We start from the raw sequence: 16,297 nt of genomic DNA, 5'->3' as shown, positions 1-16,297 counted from the left end.
CCATACCGTTCGCGACATTTGATAAGGTCGCTCTATCCCATGAGCTATATCTCGGTGGTCCAGCGATGGATTAAATTGCACTGGTTGGTTTCCGCGACTATTTTGGTAGTCGGTTACATCGGTGCGTGCAAAGCCATCGACCATCTGAAGCCCCCCAAAGAGATCGCACTCATTATTGGAGAGCCTTGGAAAGATATGCAGGCTCGCTCAACTGCCAGAATTGGTGATGACATACCCGGTGAGATTTGGTTTCGACAACCGAAAGACCTTGCTTATCTCCGTTTTGCAGATCCTCAATACAGATTCACAACACCACCTGCAAAATTTTTCGCGATTGGATTTAATCGAGGAAGAGTTGACCGCATTCGTTTGTCTCCTCAAACAGAACCATTACCACTTCAAGATGCACTGAATATCATTTTGAATCTTCAGAATCAATGGAGGAGTTCAGGCTGGGATTTGGATGATCCAGAAAATTATCCAGCCTATGAAAATAATCAATTTTGGATAGAAGAGCTTAAAAACTGTGATGCGGGCACAACGCACTGGGATGCAGGACAGATTTATCAACTGGTGGTTATCGCTACATGCTTTAAAGACGATCGTCATCCGAATGAACAGAGGTATTTGGTCACTCTTGCTGTAGGTCCATTTGACAAAGAGCTAGAACGACCGTTTCGCAAGCAATAGAGCTCAACATTGATCAAATTGCACAGGTTAGCCCAATCCGATGAGCAAGGTCTTTGTCGTTTTACACTGGTTCAGAAGGCACTGGTTTGTCTCTGCGACTATTTTGCTAGTCGGTTATATCGGCGCCTCCAAAGCCATTGACTATCTAAAGCTAAAGCCCGCCAATGAAATCGCACTCATTATTGGAGAACCTTGGAAAGACATGCAGGCTCGCTCAACAGCTCGAATCGGTGATGACATACCCGATGAAATTTGGTTTCGACAACCGAAAGACCTTGCTTATCTCCGTTTTGCTGATCCTCAATATGGATTCACAACACCACCTGCGAAGTTTTTTACCATTGGTTTTAACCGAGGCAAGATTGACAGCATCCGGATGTCTCCTCAAATAGAGCCACTATCCCTTCAGAACGCACTGAATGTGGTGTTGAGTTTGCAGGAACAATGGATGAGGGGGGGATGGGTCGTTGTTGACCCGAAGCACAATCCGGCGCATGACAATACAGCGAACTGGAAAACGCGCATAGCAGCTTGCCGGGCAGATACGACATTCTGGAACTCTGGCACTGAGAAGCGCTATCAAATTACAGTGGGCATTGCTTGTTTCAAAGACGATCGCCATCCCAATGAGCAGCGGTTTCTCATCAATTTGGCCATCGCTCGACCTTGGTTTGAAGCCCAAGAATAATTGACAGTCAACCCGCCAACAAATTCTGGATCATCAAGCGCACAGTGGGGCCCAGGTTTTGTTTCACCACCTCCGGGTCTCGAATGGCGCGAATCATCAAACCATCAAAAATGGCCATCAGCAGGGTTGTTTTGGCGCGCACTGCATCGGGATCAATCGGTGAGCCTGCTGTGTGGTGAATATGTTCCACCAAGGTGGCCAGGCGTTCCCGAATTTCCCGGTCGGTCTCTTGCACCGTCTGTGCCACCTTGGGGTTGCGTCCGGCTTCTGCCAGTATTTCGGCATCCATGCCGCTGTTGACCATGCGGCGCTGCACACCTTCGTCGGTGCGCAGCAGCAGGGCCTTCAGCAGGTCTTTTTCCTCGCTCAGCGTGGCCAGCCTGTCCAGTGTGTGTTCCAGGTCACGAGCCACCATGGCTTCAATAATGGCTTCCTTGCTTTCAAAGTAGTTGTAGATGTGCCCGCAGCTCATCCCGAATGACTTTGAAATATCGGCCATGCTGGCGCCATGGAAGCCGCGCTTTTTGAAGCACTCGGCAGCAGCATCCAGAATTTGTTGCCGACGCAGTTCGGCTTTGTCCGAGGTTTTGCGATCCAACTGTGCACTCATGGCTGTGCAACCTCCTTGGGCTTGCTGAACTTGCTGCGCACCAGTACAAAAAACATGGGTACAAAGAAAATACCCAATGCAGTGGCAGAAATGGTGCCACCCAACACGCCGGTGCCGATGGCGTGTTGACTGCCCGAGCCTGCACCGGTGGACACGGCCAGCGGTACAACACCCAAGCCAAAGGCCAGCGACGTCATGAGAATGGGGCGCAAGCGCATGCGCACCGCTTCCAGCGTGGCTTCGTACAGTTCTTTGCCGCCTTCCACCAACTCCTTGGCAAATTCCACAATCAGAATCGCGTTTTTGGCAGACAAACCCACCGTGGTCAGCAAAGCCACCTGGAAGTACACGTCGTTCGCCAATCCCCGGCCACCCGCTGCCAACAATGCGCCCACCACGCCCAGCGGTACCACCAGCATCACCGCAAACGGAATGGACCAACTTTCGTACAGCGCTGCCAAACACAGAAACACCACCAGCAGCGACAATGCATACAGCAACGGTGCTTGCGAGCCAGACCGCTTTTCTTCGTAGGACAACCCTGTCCATTCAATGCCCACGCCGGGCGGCAAGTCCTTGGCAATGTCTTCAATGGCTTGCAAGGCATCGCCCGTGCTGCGTCCCGGTGCAGCCTGACCCAGCACTTCCACAGCGGGCAGGCCGTTGTAGCGTTCCAGGCGCGGGGCACCGGTGGTCCATTTCGCGCTGGCAAAGTTGGCAAAAGGCACCATCTCGCCACGCACGTTTCGCACATACCACTTGTTCAAGTCTTCGGGCAGCATGCGGAAGGGGGCATCGCCTTGCACGTAGACTTTTTTCACCCGGCCACGGTCCAGGAAGTCGTTGACATAGGTGCCGCCCCAAGCGGTGCTCAGGGTGTCGTTCACCTCGGCCATGTTCACGCCCAGGGCGCCGGCCTTGGCGATGTCAATGTCCAGTTCATATTGCGAGGTGTCTGCCGGCGCATTGGGCCGCACCGCCACCAGCACCGGGTTTTTGGCAGCAGCAGCCAGCAATTGGTCACGCGCTGCCAGCAGGGTTTCACGGCCCACGCCACCCCGGTCCTGGATAAACACGTCAAAACCGGTGGCATTGCCCAGCTCGCGAATGGGGGGTGGGGCAAAAGCCAGTGCCACGGCCTCGGGCCATTGCGAGAAGGTTTTCATGGCGCGGGCCACCACAGTTTTGGCTTCGCTTTGTTCGCCCGGGCGCTCATCCCAAGGCTTCAAGCGCACAAAGCCCAGGCCTGAGTTTTGACCGGTGCCGGAGAAGCTGAAACCCGCCACGGTGAACAAGGACTTCACTGCATCCTTCTCAGTTTCCAGAAAGTGCTTTTCCATTTTGCGCAGCACATTCAGGGTTTGCTCCTGCGTGGCACCAGACGGCAACTGCACCTGCGTGAAGAACACGCCTTGGTCTTCGTCGGGCAGGAAGGAGGTGGGCAGCTTGGTGAACATGAACACCATCACCAACACCAGCGCAGCGTATACGGCCATGAATCGGCCTGAGCGTTTCAGGATGCGGGCCACCACACCTTGATACTTGGCATTGCCACGGTCGAAGGTGCGGTTAAACCAGCCAAAAAAGCCCTTGGGTGCGTGGTTGGGGTTGTGCGGTTTCAGCAAGGTGGCGCACAACGCCGGGGTAAGCACCAGCGCCACAATCACCGACAATGCCATGGCCGCCACAATGGTGATGGAGAACTGTTTGTAGATCACTCCAGCAGAACCGGGGAAGAAAGCCATGGGAATAAACACGGCAGACAGCACCAGGCCAATGCCCACCAGCGCGGGCGTGATCTGGTCCATGGATTTTCGCGTCGCTTCCAGCGGCGACAAGTGTTCCTCGGCCATCACCCGTTCCACGTTTTCGACGACCACAATCGCATCGTCCACCAACAAGCCAATGGCCAGTACCATGGCAAACATGGTCAGGGTGTTGATGGAAAATCCGAAGGCTGCCAGCACGGCAAATGTGCCCAGCAAAACAATGGGCACCGCAATGGTCGGAATCAACGTGGCGCGGAAGTTTTGCAGAAACAGCAACATCACAAAGAACACCAGCACAATCGCTTCAATCAGGGTGTGGATCACCCCTTCAATGGACAGCTTCACAAAGGGTGTGGTGTCGTAGGCCACTGTCCAGCTCATGCCTTCCGGCAGCAGGGGAGTGAGGCGCTCCATTTCACGCTGCACGGCATCGGCGGTGTCCAGCGCGTTGGCACCCGAGGCCAATCGAATGCCAATACCGGACGCTGGTTTGCCGTTGTAGCGCGGCGAAAAGCCGTAGTTGTCGCTGCCAATGGTGACCCGGGCCACGTCCTTGATGCGCACCACACCGCCATCGTCGGCCGATTTCAGCACAATATTCTCGAACTCTTCAGGGCTTTGCAGCAGGCTTTGCGCTGTGATAGTGGCATTCAGTGACGAGCCTTTCACCGCCGGCAACGCGCCCAGTTCACCGGCTGACACCTGCGCATTTTGTGCGCGAATGGCGTTTTTGATGTCGGTGGTGGTGAGCTTGAACTGGTTCATTTTGTTGGGGTCAAGCCAAATACGCATGGCATACGAGCCCCCAAACACCTGGGTTTCGCCCACGCCCGTTACGCGCGACATGGCATCCTGAATATTCGACGAAATGAAGTCGGCAATGTCAGTGGAGTCCAGTTTGGGGTCCGTGGAGGTGAATGAGATCACCAGCAGGTAACCGGCCGCACTTTTGGTCACGCGCACGCCCTGGCGCTGCACATCTTGCGGCAGCACCGGGATGGCCAAAGCCAGTTTGTTTTGCACTTGCACCTGGGCAATGTCGGGGTTGGTGCCGGCATCAAAAGTCAGTTCAAGGCGCAAGCTGCCAGTCGAGTCGCTGGTGGACTTCATGTAGCGCAAGCCATCCAGGCCCGTCATGCGTTGTTCAATCACCTGGGTGACCGAGTCTTGCAGGGTTTTGGCAGAGGCACCAGGGTAGGTGGCTTGAATGGTCACTGCCGGTGGGGCGATGGACGGGTACTGCGCAATCGGCAGCTTGAAAATGGCCAGCACACCGGCCAACATGATGACAATCGAAATGACCCAGGCAAAAATCGGGCGGTCGATGAAAAACCGTGACATGGAACTGCTCCTGCGAATTCTTTGGGCAGGCTCATGTGATGAGCCTGCTTCGACATTGCGGTGAATCGGGCTTATTTGCCGGCAGGCTGAATAATCTCAGCGGGTTGGCCTGGTTTGATTTTCTGGATGCCTTCCACCACCAGGCGGTCGCCGTCTTTCAAGCCGTCTGCCACCAGCCATTTGTCGCCAATGGCACGTTCGGTCACCACCTTGCGCTTTTCCACCACATTGCCTTCACCCAGCACATAGGCCACAGCAGCGCCGGTGTTGTCACGCGCGATACCTTTTTGCGGCACCAGGATGGCATTCTGGCGCACACCTTCCTGCAACACGGCGCGAACGTACATGCCGGGCAGCAGTTGCTTGTTGGGGTTGGGGAACACAGCCCGCAGCGTCACTGTGCCGGTGTTGGGGTCGACGGTGGCTTCCGAGAACTGCAGCTTGCCCTCTTGGGCATATTCAGAGCCGTCTTCCAGCATCAGTTTCACTTTGGCGGCATCCTTGCCGGCATTTTTGAGCACACCACTGGCCAGGTCTCGTTTGAGTTGAAGCAGTTCAGTGGTGGATTGGGTAAGGTCGACATAAATGGGGTCCAGCTGCTGAATGGTGGACAGCGCCTGGGCTTGGCCTTGTTGAACCAAGGCACCCGCGGTCACATTGGAACGACCAATTCGGCCTGAAATGGGCGCACGCACCTGGGTGTAGCCCAGGTTGATTTCTGCCGCCTGCACGGCGGCCTTGGCGGATTGCACATCGGCCTGTGCCTGTTTCAATGTGGCAAAGGCGTCGTCCCGCTCCTGCTGGCTGACTGCGTTTTGTTTGGCCAGGTCTTGAAAGCGGGTATTGCGTACATCAGCACTCACCAGGTTGGCTTCGGCCTTGGCCAGTGCAGCCTTGGCGCTGTTGTAGGCCGCTTGGTAAGTGGAGGCGTCAATTTGGTACAGCGAGGTGCCGGCTTTCACATCTGCACCCTCGGTGAACTGACGGGTTTTGAGAATACCGGTGACCTGTGGTCGTACCTCGGCGATGAGATAGGGGCTGGTGCGGCCAGGCAATTCGGTGAACAGGGATGTGGGCGCGGCCTCAACTTTTACCACCGCAACCTTGGGCAGGTTGGGTGCCGTGGCTGCGTTGGCCACCTCTTTTTTGCCGCAACCGGACAGGGCCACGACACTGACGGTTGCCAATACAGCCAGGGCTGTTGCAGTTCTGGATGCGGTCAACATGGGTACTACCTCGGTGAATTTGAAAAACTGAATGAACGTTCATTCTTTCATGATGCGCTGCATCAGTCAAATTCGGGTAATCACGGATATTGAGTTAGCCGATCTGACGAAGGTCAGCCACAGCCAGCTCGCCAAACCGATGGCCCAAAACATAGTGAATCAATGTTTCGGCACAGTCTTGAGGGGTTTGAAGCTGGTTTTGCGCTTTCAAGGCTTTGAAACGCGCCAAGTTGGGGAAGTCGTCCGGGTTGCTGGCGCGGATTTCACCTTGCATGTCGGTGTCAATCACGCCGGGTGCCAGACTGCAAATGCGAAGGCCCTGGATTTGGTCTGCAGCCACCGCTTGCGCATGCATGTCCAACGCCGCTTTGGTGGCGCAATACACACTCCAGCCCGGGTAAGGGTTGCGCGCAGCACCGCTGGACACATGCACAATGCGCAGTGGCTGACCGCCATCGCGTTGCTGTACACAAGCGGCGCTAAGGGCGAGCACCGCCGTGATGTTCAATTGGACTGCGCGTGCGATCGAAGCGGGGTTTTGGCGGTGCAAAGGGCCAATCGGCTCCACCACACCTGCATTGTTGATCAGCACCACTGCTGGCGCGCCCGCCATGTATTGGCGCAAAGCTTGGCTGTCGATCCAGTCCAGCAAGGCAGGAGTATCCGACAGGTCCAGTGCAACGTCGGTTAACAAAGGGTGCACGGGGCTATCGGGAACGGTTCGCGCCAAGCCCAGCACCGGAATGCCTTGGTTAAGCAGTTCGAGGCAAATGGCCTTGCCAAGCCCGCGGCTGTGGCCAGTGACGATGGCTTTCATCGATCGCGTTGCCTTTCTCGGACTTTCAACCACAGAATGGAACTGGCCAATGCCAGGGTGATGGCGTTGGCCGCCACCACCGGCCACTGTTCCACCCGCACACCGTACACCAGCCACAACAACACGCCCGTACAAAACAGGCTGTACATTCCCAGTGAAATGCTGCGGGTGTCACGGGTTTTCCAGCAATACCACACCTGGGGCACGAAGGCGCCAGTGGTCAGGCAGGCCGCCAAGTAACCCAGTGCCATGTCCATCCAGGCGGCCATGGTTTAATCCAGTTTTCGGGCGGTGTCCCGGTAGGCGGCCAAACGAGGCCCACCTAGCGAAATGGCTTTGTTCACCGCTGCGCGGGCTTCGCTTATCTTGCCCAGTTCGATCAGTACTTCAGCCAGATTATTCCAGGCATCGGCCATGTCCGGGTAAAGCGACACTGCCTTGCTGTAATTGGTCTCCGCGTCTTTGAATTGCTTGTTACCGGCTTGAATATTGCCTGCTGCGAAATAAAACCAGGGTTCACTGGGCCAACGCTCCATGCCTTGTTGATAGGCTTTCAATGCCCCTTTGGAATCCGAGCGTTCCAGCGCAACAGCCGCATTCAAGTACCCTTGCGCTGTGGCAAATTCCGGTACTTTGGCCGATGGCTTGAGCACGACAAAGCCCCAGTTTTTGCTGCGTTCCCACAGTTTCAGGAAAGTGGCCAGGGGTATTTCATCCCGCTCTTTTTTGCCAGACCGAAGCACCACCACATCGGTTTTGGGGTCATAGCCCACCACCACGGCGTAATGCCACATCGGCGCAATTTGTAGCGAGAGGTTGAGCAGTACAACCACAGGTTGATTTTCGTTGAGCGCCTTGAACAGAGCCTGCGCGTTAGGTTCCACTTCATAGCCGAGGTAACCCTGGGTGCGAGGGGCAGCCAGCATTTCAACCTGCAAGCTTCCTTTGCGGTCTGGCACGTACACCAGTTTGGCTTGTTGATCGGGTGTGGTCTTTGCGCCCTGATAGTTCAGTGCCATCGCCAACGAAGACGGGCCGCAATAGTAGTCTTCCTGGGAAAAGAAGGGCACGTCCTTAAGTTCGACGGGCTGCTGATGGGCGGTGACTGCTTTTACATCATCCGGCACTGTGGGCAGAATAGAGCAGGCACCCAGCGCCAGTGAGGTGGCCAATATCAGAATGCGACAGTGGCGGACAAACCCCGAAGGGTTTGCCTGCCGATTGTGGTGATGCAATTTCATCGAACAGAGCGGGTGAACGGGAATACCTTGGTCAAGCCGAGGATGTCGGTCACCAACAGAATAATGAACACGGCAAACAGTGTACCAACAATACCGGCACCTGCCGGGGCGTTGTCGATGTGGGCCGCCAGCTTCTGGGCTTCTTCATCGGTCATGGCGTCTACACGGGCTTTGGCCATGTCCGCGGTCACACCGTGGGCTTGCAAGGCTTTGGCGATGTCTTCCCGGTCAAAAAACTTTTTCAGCTCGTCCCGGTTTTGGTGAGCAACCACCGCCTCCTCGGTGCCGACCATGGCAGCCATGGCAGGCCCAGCGATAAAAGTAGTTCCGAAACTGAGCAGAACAGCCAGGGATGTGGCGCGAATTGCCTTTTTCATTGTTATCTCCTTGTTGACGCGAAGGTCGGGTTGTTACGGAGTCAACCAAACGCCGGTCGATGCGTTTTTGTTGACATCTCGTCACAGGAGTTGAGCATGAAATTGCGAATCGTGAAATGGTTTTTTGCAGCAGCCTTGGGCGCTGCCGGTTTCGCGGTGGTTCCGGCACAGGCTGGGGACCTGGGTATTTCCATCGGTATTGATGGCATTGTGGCCCCTGGCGTGTACGGCAGGGTCAACATCACCAACCAACGCTATCCCGAGCTGGTGTATGCGCAGCCGTTGATCATCGCGCAACCGGTTGGGTACGTTCAGCCGCTGTATTTGCATGTGCCACCGGGCCATCTGAAACACTGGGACAAACACTGTTACCGCTACGGCGCTTGTGGTCGCCCGGTGTATTTTGTGCGCTCCCATGATTATGACGGCTGGAACAATGGCTACATCAACAACCGCTGGGTGTACCGGGAGCCGGTGCGCTATGAACGCCGGGAAGCTTACCGGGATGGCTATCGGGATGGTCGCCGTGACGACCGTCGGGATGACCGTTGGGACGGACGCCATGACTGGGACGACCGCCGCGGCGGTGGTTGGAAAGAGGATAAGCACGAAGGGCGAGGTCATGGCCGTGGCCATGGTCGCGGCGGTCGCGACGACGACTAAGCCTTGGCTTGCCGACAGTTCGTCGGTTTGCTGATCAAACCCCGGCACGCCATGGCCGGGGTTTTTTTATGGGCCGGCTGTCAGTAAAACGCTGACAAAAATGCCAATAGTGACTACAATTGCGTGCAATTCGGGGGATTGCCTGTCAAACCCGCAGTTAACATGGACAGTAGGCAACATGACCGTCGGCGGGGCTCACATGGTTACCCACATTCAGGCATTTCAACGCAAAACGCTGCAGCGCGCTGGCCGGCAGGCGGGTGCATTGCTGGTGGAGATGGCGTTGACCTTGCCCATTTTGTTGTTGGTGGTCTTTGGGATTGTTGAATACACCATCATGTTTGGTGCCATGATCGTGATGAGCAATGCAGCCAATGAGGCTGCGCGGCAAGCCACGGTGTACCGCAGTGGGTATAGTCAGGCCGATTATGAAACCGCAGCCATGCAATCGCTGACCTCCGCTTTGCCCAGTTACGTGGGCGACTTCAAAAACCAGGTTCAGAAAACAGTCACGCCGTTTGCCTGCGGTGACTCTGTTTGCTTGCGGCTCACCTTGACCTATCCGAATTACAAAACCAATCCCTTGGTGTCCAACTACGCCTTTCTTCCTTTGCCTAGCAGTTTGACCGCCCAGGCCACCACCCGCGTTGAACCTGATGGCTCCTGACCGTTACTGTGTTGACCATCGGCAGGCTGGTATTTACACCATCCTGACTGCGCTGGTGTTGACCATGTCGCTGGGGGCGCTGGGCGTGCTGGCGGTGGGCTACAACGTGTGGGAAAAAAACCAGTTGCAGGGCATTGCAGACCTTACTGCTTTAACAGCGGCTCGCCAAATGGCTGACGGCCCGGCGTTTCCCGATGCGAATACAGTTGCCACTGAAAACGGCGCAAAACCGACCGATGTATTAACCATTGAATGCATTGTGAACAACGCGGTGACTGGCAATTGCGAGAATTCAATCACCGCGCGGGTGACCCTGAAGCGAACCACCTCGTCCATTTTGCCGTTTTTTGTGGGGCAGACCCTGCAAGTGGTCGCCGAGGCCACTGCATCACCCACGGTGGTGGGGGCGGTGGGTTCCAACCTGTTGAACCTGAACACCCAGCAATCGGCCTTGTTGAATGGTTTGCTGACCGCCTTGGGCGGTGGCAACATCAATTTGAGCGTGGCGCAGTGGGGCGCACTGTTGGGCAGTGACATCGCCGTCAATTTGCTGGATTTGCAAGCCAAGCTGGGTTTGGCCACCTTGAACGATTTGTTGAACCTGCAATTGAGCGCTTTCAGTATTTTGAATGAGGGTTTGAGCGTGGGCAATGGCAGTGCCGCCGACAAAACCCAGGCCCAGGGTATTTTGAATTTGCTCAGCGGGCCCCTGAATGCGGTGAACATGAAAGTGGGCGACCTGCTGGCCGTTGATTTATCGGGGCGCACCAACACCCCATTGAATGTCAATTTGGGCGAGTTGGCCCAGGTGGCCTTGTTGCGCTCAGTGAAGGGCGTGAACTACACCTTACCGATCACGTCTGGCGTGTTGAACCTGGACGTGGGTGTGCGAATTCTGGAGTCCCCGCAAGTGTTTATGGGCCGCAAGTTGCCCAACAAAAACCCGATCGCAGAGGCCCGCACCGCCCAGGTTGCACTCGATGTCCGCATTCGGCAGCCGTTGAACATCAATATCGGTTTGGTGTCGGTGAGTGCACTGGACATGCGAACCCAGTTGCGTGTGGCCGGTGGAGTTGCTGAAGTCAATGACCTGCAATGCCGTTACCCCCGTGCGGAGAACAGCCTGCGCATGACCATTCTGCCCTCCGCTTTGGACCTGTGCGTGGGCAGTGCTGCGTCCAATTTGTACACCACCACCAGCGCATTAACTTGTGGTGCACCTGCGCAAATTTTGTCGGTCACGCTGTTGGGCATTGTGACCACGGGCGTGAATCTGGGGGCGTCGGCCAGTTTACGCCCAAACAATACCGAGGCAGATTTTGATGGTGTTCCACCGTTTACCCGAACCGTGAATCTGAGTGGTGGCCAGTCGCTGGGCAATCTCTTGGGCAATTTGAATGTGAATCCACAAATTGTTGCGCCGGTGGTTGGCCCTTTGCTAACAGCAACGGTCAACGGCCTGCTGGTGGTACTTCAACCAGCATTGAAAGCCGCACTGAGCCCTGTGCTGGCCACGGTGGGCGGCATTCTGGATACGCTGCTGCAGGTTTTGGGCATTGGCGTGAACCAGGTTACCGTGAATGTGAACTCGATGGACTGCCAAAGCGTGATTCTCAGTCGTTGATCGCCACCGATGGATTGGATTTCTCCCGGGTAACCAAGATGGTGCCAGCGACCACCAACAGGCCACCAGCCCCTGTGTTCCAACCCACACTTTCACCCAACAACAGCACACTCCAGAGAATGCCAAACACGGGAATCAGAAAGGTCACGGTGAGGGCTGATGTCGGGCCTACGTCATCCACCAGGCGGAAATACAGCATGTAAGCCACCCCGCTGCACAACACACCCACCGCCACGGTGGACAGCAACGCTGCTTGGCTGGGGAGTTGGGTTGGCCAGTAAAAAGGGGCGACGGGTGTTAGCAACACCGTGGCATACACCAGGCAACCCAGTGCATTGGTTTTCGAGTCGATGTGTTGACCAAACCCCAGGGCCATGTTGGTTGAAACGCCATAACAAGCGGCAGCACCAAACGCGGCCAGAAGATGCAACACCAGGTGTTCACCCTGCAGGTGCTGGATGCCACCGCCCACGATGACCGACACACCACACACCCCCAACAGCAAGCCCAACACCACGGTGGCCTTGGGGGCCTTGCGAGTCCACACCGCATAAATCATGGCGGACCAAATGGGCGCTGTGGCATTGATGATGACCAGCAAAGACGCGCTGATGGTTTGCGCTGCGTAGGCAAACAGCCAAAAGGGCAGTGCGGCGGCAAAGGCGGCAATCAACACCATGGGTTTCCACTCTTGCTTCAGTCGTGTTTGTTTGCCCTGCAGGGCAAACAAAATGGCCAGAAACACCGCACCGCACAGCACACGCATCCACGCCAGTGAAGGAGCCGGAATTTCAGCTGCTGCAATTTTAAAAAAAATAAATGAGCAACCCCAAATCATCGCCAGCAACAGCAGGCGCAATGAACTGGCGCGGCTCATTCCGTCTGGCTCAAGGTTTGAGCCCACAAAGTTCAGTGGCCTTGGTTTTGGATCCCGCTGATTTCACACATTTGGCGAGGTCGACCCGGTTCTCCAGGCTTTGGCAAAACGGCACCTGCTCAAAAGGGCTATTGGGTTGATCAAATTTGCAGGCGTAAAAAATCACCAGGGTGGGTACCGGTCGGTTTTGAATTTTGCTGCAAGCTGGTTTTAGGGTTTGTGTGACCCAGCTTTCATAGGCCAGGCGTTCCTTGTCGAAACTCTCTTTGATCTGGTTGAATTGTTCGCCGTCGGTGTTGAATTTTTCAATGCGGGCGTTGTATTTGCTAATGTCATCGGCGCCGGACTTGCGTTTGGCCATGACCGCCTTTTCAGATTCCAGGCTGTCCCGGGTGGCTTTGAGTTCTTGCTCGCGGTTGCGCAGCACCTCGGCACGCACTTCCAATGCGGAAAACCGCTTCATCGCCTCTTTTTCCTGGGTCAGGCAGGCTCCCAGTTCAGTTTCGCTCACCGGTTTATCGGCATCCTGGGCGTGGACAGGGCCTGCGGCGATTGACAGAGCAGCCAGTGTGAGGGCAAGGGTGGCACGTGGGCGGGCAAGCATGACAAATGGGGCCTGTGTGAATACAGGCCCCATTGTATGCGATGAAAGGTGCGCTTATTGACGGATGAGGTGGTCGAAGGCTGACAGTGCTGCCTTGGAACCTTCACCCATGGCGATAATGATTTGTTTGTACGGCGCAGTGGTGCAGTCACCGGCAGCAAACACGCCATCCAGGCTGGTTTGGCCTTTGGCATCCACCACGATTTCACCGCGATTGGACAACTCCAGCGTGCCTTTCAACCATTCGGTGTTGGGCAGCAGGCCGATTTGTACGAAGATGCCCTCCAGTTCAACCTGTTTGCTCTCGCCCGTGGCCCGGTCCGTGTACACCAGTCCATTGACTTTGGTGCCATCGCCTTTGACCTCGGTGGTTAGTGCATTCAGGATCACCGTGACATTGGGCAGGCTGTACAGCTTTTTCTGCAGCACGGCATCGGCCCGCAGCTTGGTGTCGAATTCAAACAAGGTCACGTGTTTCACGATGCCAGCCAGGTCAATCGCTGCTTCAACACCGCTGTTGCCACCGCCAATCACGGACACGCGCTTGCCTTTGAACAAGGGGCCGTCACAGTGCGGGCAGTACGCCACGCCCTTGTTGCGGTATTCCTGTTCGCCAGGCACGTTCATTTCGCGCCAGCGTGCGCCGGTCGACACGATCACGGTCTTTGCCTTGAGCTTGGCACCGTTGTCCAGTTCGACCTCCAACTGGTCGCCCACTTGGTGTAAGGCTTTGGCGCGCTGCAGGTTCATCACGTCCACATCATAGGTTTTCACGTGTTGTTCCAGTTGGGCAACCAATTTCGGGCCTTCGGTTTCTTTCACCGAAATAAAGTTTTCGATGCCCAGGGTGTCCAGCACCTGTCCACCAAACCGTTCGGCCAGCACACCCGTTTTAATGCCTTTGCGTGCGGCATAAATGGCAGCTGCTGCGCCAGCAGGGCCACCACCGACAATCAGTACGTCGAATTCGCCTTTCTGGCTCAGCTTTTGAGCCTCTTTTTCAACAGCGCCTGTGTCCAGCTTGGCGAGGATTTCTTCCAGCGCCATGCGGCCGTTGCCGAAATTCTGTTCGCCCTTGAACACGGCTGGAACTGCCATGATTTTGCGCTGTTCAACCAGTGGCTGGAACAGTGCACCGTCTACCATGGTGTGTGAAAAGCCAGGGTTAAGGGCAGAAATGGTGTTGAATGCCTGAACCACATCGGGACAGTTGTGGCACGACAGTGAAATAAAGGTTTGAAATTCCAGACCGCCTTCAGGGGCTTGCAGACCTTTGATACGCTCAACCACATCGGCATCCAGCTTGGGTGGATGGCCACCCACATGCAGCAGGCCCAGCAGCAAGGAGGTGAATTCATGCCCCATCGGAAGGCCTGCAAATCGTACCCGGCCGGTTTCGCCAGCCTTGGCGATCGAGAAAGAGGGGCGCAAGGCATGGTCGCCGTCCAGGCGCACTGTCACCTTGTCGGAACATTCCTTGATTTCCAGCAGAAGTTCTTCCATCTTGTGCGCGCTGTCGCTGTTGTCCAGTGAGCCCACCAGTTCAATCGGGTGGCGCAGCATTTGCAGGTAGGTTTTCAGTTGCTGTTTGATGTTGGCGTCAAGCATGCTCTTTCTCCAGACAAATCGGGGGCATTCCCGCCCCTTGTGGGGGCGGGTTTACCGGTACTACTTAGGGGTATTTCAGTGAGAGCGGGTGGGCGCGATTAGATCTTGCCGACCAGGTCCAATGAGGGTGTCAGGGCTGCATCGCCGGCTTTCCACTTGGCAGGGCAAGCCTGGTTGGGGTTGGCGGCCACGTATTGGGCAGCCTGGATTTTGCGCTTCAGTTCGGAAGCGTCACGGCCAATGCCCAGGTCGTGAATTTCAGCAACCTTGATCTTGCCCTGTGGGTCCATCACGAAGGTGCCGCGCAATGCCAGGCCTTCTTCTTCGATCATCACATCAAAGTTGCGGGTGATTTGACCGGTGGGGTCGCCGATCATGGGGAACTTGATCTTGGCAATCGTTTCGGATGCATCGGCCCAGGCTTTGTGGACGAAATGGGTGTCGGTGGACACAGAGAACACCTCAACGCCCATGGCCTTCAGCTCTTCGTACTGGTCGGCCAGGTCGCCCAGTTCAGTAGGGCATACGAAGGTGAAGTCGGCGGGGTAGAAGAAGAACACGGACCATTTGCCTTTCACGTCGGCTTCGGTCAGCTGGATTTCTTTGCCGTTGCAGTAGGCAGTGGCTTTAAAGGGCTTGATTTCTGTATTGATCAAAGACATGTTCAGGTCCTCTTGATTGGGTTAAAACCAGTGAAATTTGAGAGAACCTGCAGTGTAGCCAAAAATGCTGCGATTGCAAAATTTAATGATCTAATTTTATGAATAAATTATATCTATCGTATCGAAGTGCTTGATCTTAAGACGATTCTCGATCCAGATGACTTGAGATGCCATTCCAAACGGTGTTCATCAGGGTATTGACCACTTGTTGTCGTGAAATATCGGGCCGTGTCACCCACCACTTGGCCAATTGTTCCCCCGCACCGGACAGGCTGTGCGCAATCATGAGGATTTGGTCATCGGTGACCGTGCTGCGAAGTTCGTGGAACAGGGCGGTGATCCGGTTAACCGTGTTAAAGCGCATTTCCAATGCAGCTTCAGCGGCTGGTCCCGCCACGGCAGAGCCACCCGCATACAAAAATCGCCAGGCGGCCGGTTCACTTTCCACAAACTTGAAATAACCCTCAAAGCCCGATCGAATGCGACTTTCAAGGTTGGTGGCTTTCAAGATTTCCAGTCGAATGTAATCGTCCAGCAGTTCCCGAGCCCGTTTCAGGCAGGCCAGGTAGATGGCATCCTTGCTCCCAAAAATGTTGTAAATCACAGGGCGGGTTACACCCGCTGCTTGAGCGATGTCTTCCATGGTGGTGCCCTGGTAGCCCGTTTCAATAAAAATCCCTTGCGCAACGTCCAGCAATTGTTTTTCGCGGGCTTGTGGCTTCATGCGGGTTTGTGTTTTTTTAAGCATCACCTGTTTTTTCCATCCGGATTCTTGCACTAGCGCGGACTGTGCCACTGCTCTAACCTAACTTTACAACTCTGTAAATTAAATT

17 protein-coding genes are annotated in these 16,297 nt (G+C 55.5%); 5 read left to right on the top strand and 12 right to left on the bottom strand.

Annotation, left to right across the window (positions count from 1 at the left end):
• Positions 1-39 precede the first annotated feature (39 nt).
• Complete coding sequence (locus NQT62_RS08450; protein WP_256764239.1) at positions 40-690, top strand: hypothetical protein; 651 nt, start codon at positions 40-42, stop codon at positions 688-690.
• 40 nt (positions 691-730) lie between these two features.
• Positions 731-1,378: a hypothetical protein gene (locus tag NQT62_RS08445; RefSeq protein WP_256764237.1), complete on the top strand. Its 648-nt coding sequence runs from the start codon at positions 731-733 to the stop codon at positions 1,376-1,378.
• A 7-nt stretch (positions 1,379-1,385) separates the two neighbouring features.
• Here NQT62_RS08445 and NQT62_RS08440 read toward each other — a convergent pair whose 3' ends face one another.
• From NQT62_RS08440 to NQT62_RS08410, 7 genes are all read right to left on the bottom strand, one after another.
• A complete protein-coding gene (locus tag NQT62_RS08440) occupies positions 1,386-1,988 on the bottom strand; it encodes a TetR/AcrR family transcriptional regulator (protein ID WP_256764236.1) in 603 nt (200 codons plus the stop codon).
• The gene (locus NQT62_RS08435) at positions 1,985-5,098 is read right to left on the bottom strand and encodes an efflux RND transporter permease subunit (protein WP_256764235.1); all 3,114 of its coding nucleotides are present in this window, start codon (positions 5,096-5,098) and stop codon (positions 1,985-1,987) included. Before NQT62_RS08435 ends, NQT62_RS08440 begins: the two co-directional genes overlap by 4 nt.
• A gap of 71 nt (positions 5,099-5,169) precedes the next feature.
• Positions 5,170-6,324 (bottom strand): efflux RND transporter periplasmic adaptor subunit, encoded by a 1,155-nt coding sequence (locus tag NQT62_RS08430; protein ID WP_256764234.1) that lies wholly within the window; start codon positions 6,322-6,324, stop codon positions 5,170-5,172.
• A gap of 94 nt (positions 6,325-6,418) precedes the next feature.
• Positions 6,419-7,141, bottom strand: coding sequence for an SDR family oxidoreductase (locus NQT62_RS08425; RefSeq protein ID WP_256764233.1), 723 nt, complete (start codon positions 7,139-7,141; stop codon positions 6,419-6,421).
• Positions 7,138-7,410: a SemiSWEET transporter gene (locus NQT62_RS08420; protein WP_256764232.1), complete on the bottom strand. Its 273-nt coding sequence runs from the start codon at positions 7,408-7,410 to the stop codon at positions 7,138-7,140. The genes NQT62_RS08425 and NQT62_RS08420 overlap by 4 nt, the downstream gene beginning before the upstream one ends.
• A gap of 3 nt (positions 7,411-7,413) precedes the next feature.
• The gene (locus NQT62_RS08415; protein ID WP_256764231.1) at positions 7,414-8,382 is read right to left on the bottom strand and encodes a PA2778 family cysteine peptidase; all 969 of its coding nucleotides are present in this window, start codon (positions 8,380-8,382) and stop codon (positions 7,414-7,416) included.
• Complete coding sequence (locus NQT62_RS08410; protein WP_256764230.1) at positions 8,379-8,759, bottom strand: PA2779 family protein; 381 nt, start codon at positions 8,757-8,759, stop codon at positions 8,379-8,381. The genes NQT62_RS08415 and NQT62_RS08410 overlap by 4 nt, the downstream gene beginning before the upstream one ends.
• A gap of 96 nt (positions 8,760-8,855) precedes the next feature.
• On the opposite strand from NQT62_RS08410, the gene NQT62_RS08405 reads away from it, so the two are divergent.
• The 3 genes from NQT62_RS08405 (at position 8,856) to NQT62_RS08395 (ending at position 11,713) form a co-directional block, all read left to right on the top strand.
• Positions 8,856-9,422 (top strand): hypothetical protein, encoded by a 567-nt coding sequence (locus NQT62_RS08405; protein ID WP_256764229.1) that lies wholly within the window; start codon positions 8,856-8,858, stop codon positions 9,420-9,422.
• 178 nt (positions 9,423-9,600) lie between these two features.
• A complete protein-coding gene (locus tag NQT62_RS08400) occupies positions 9,601-10,089 on the top strand; it encodes a TadE/TadG family type IV pilus assembly protein (protein WP_256764228.1) in 489 nt (162 codons plus the stop codon).
• Positions 10,079-11,713: a pilus assembly protein TadG-related protein gene (locus NQT62_RS08395; protein WP_256764227.1), complete on the top strand. Its 1,635-nt coding sequence runs from the start codon at positions 10,079-10,081 to the stop codon at positions 11,711-11,713. Before NQT62_RS08400 ends, NQT62_RS08395 begins: the two co-directional genes overlap by 11 nt.
• Here NQT62_RS08395 and NQT62_RS08390 read toward each other — a convergent pair.
• The 5 genes from NQT62_RS08390 to NQT62_RS08370 form a co-directional block, all read right to left on the bottom strand.
• A complete protein-coding gene (locus NQT62_RS08390; protein ID WP_256764226.1) occupies positions 11,703-12,590 on the bottom strand; it encodes a DMT family transporter in 888 nt (295 codons plus the stop codon). The two genes, NQT62_RS08395 and NQT62_RS08390, sit on opposite strands and share 11 nt — an antisense overlap.
• Positions 12,591-12,600: 10 nt before the next feature.
• Positions 12,601-13,194, bottom strand: a complete 594-nt coding sequence (locus NQT62_RS08385; RefSeq protein ID WP_256764225.1) for a hypothetical protein — start codon at positions 13,192-13,194, stop codon at positions 12,601-12,603.
• A gap of 54 nt (positions 13,195-13,248) precedes the next feature.
• The gene (gene ahpF / locus NQT62_RS08380; RefSeq protein WP_256764224.1) at positions 13,249-14,802 is read right to left on the bottom strand and encodes an alkyl hydroperoxide reductase subunit F; all 1,554 of its coding nucleotides are present in this window, start codon (positions 14,800-14,802) and stop codon (positions 13,249-13,251) included.
• Between the two features lie 98 nt (positions 14,803-14,900).
• Positions 14,901-15,464: an alkyl hydroperoxide reductase subunit C gene (ahpC, locus tag NQT62_RS08375; RefSeq protein ID WP_256764223.1), complete on the bottom strand. Its 564-nt coding sequence runs from the start codon at positions 15,462-15,464 to the stop codon at positions 14,901-14,903.
• Positions 15,465-15,600: 136 nt separating this feature from the next.
• Entirely contained in the window at positions 15,601-16,212 is a 612-nt protein-coding gene (locus tag NQT62_RS08370; protein WP_256764222.1) for a TetR/AcrR family transcriptional regulator, read from the bottom strand.
• Positions 16,213-16,297 lie beyond the last annotated feature (85 nt).

This window comes from Limnobacter humi, from assembly GCF_024518835.1.
Taxonomy (GTDB): Bacteria; Pseudomonadota; Gammaproteobacteria; order Burkholderiales; family Burkholderiaceae_B; genus Limnobacter; species Limnobacter humi.
The sequence above is the reverse complement of the archived record's forward strand: the minus strand, read 5'-3'. Positions and strand labels throughout refer to the sequence as shown.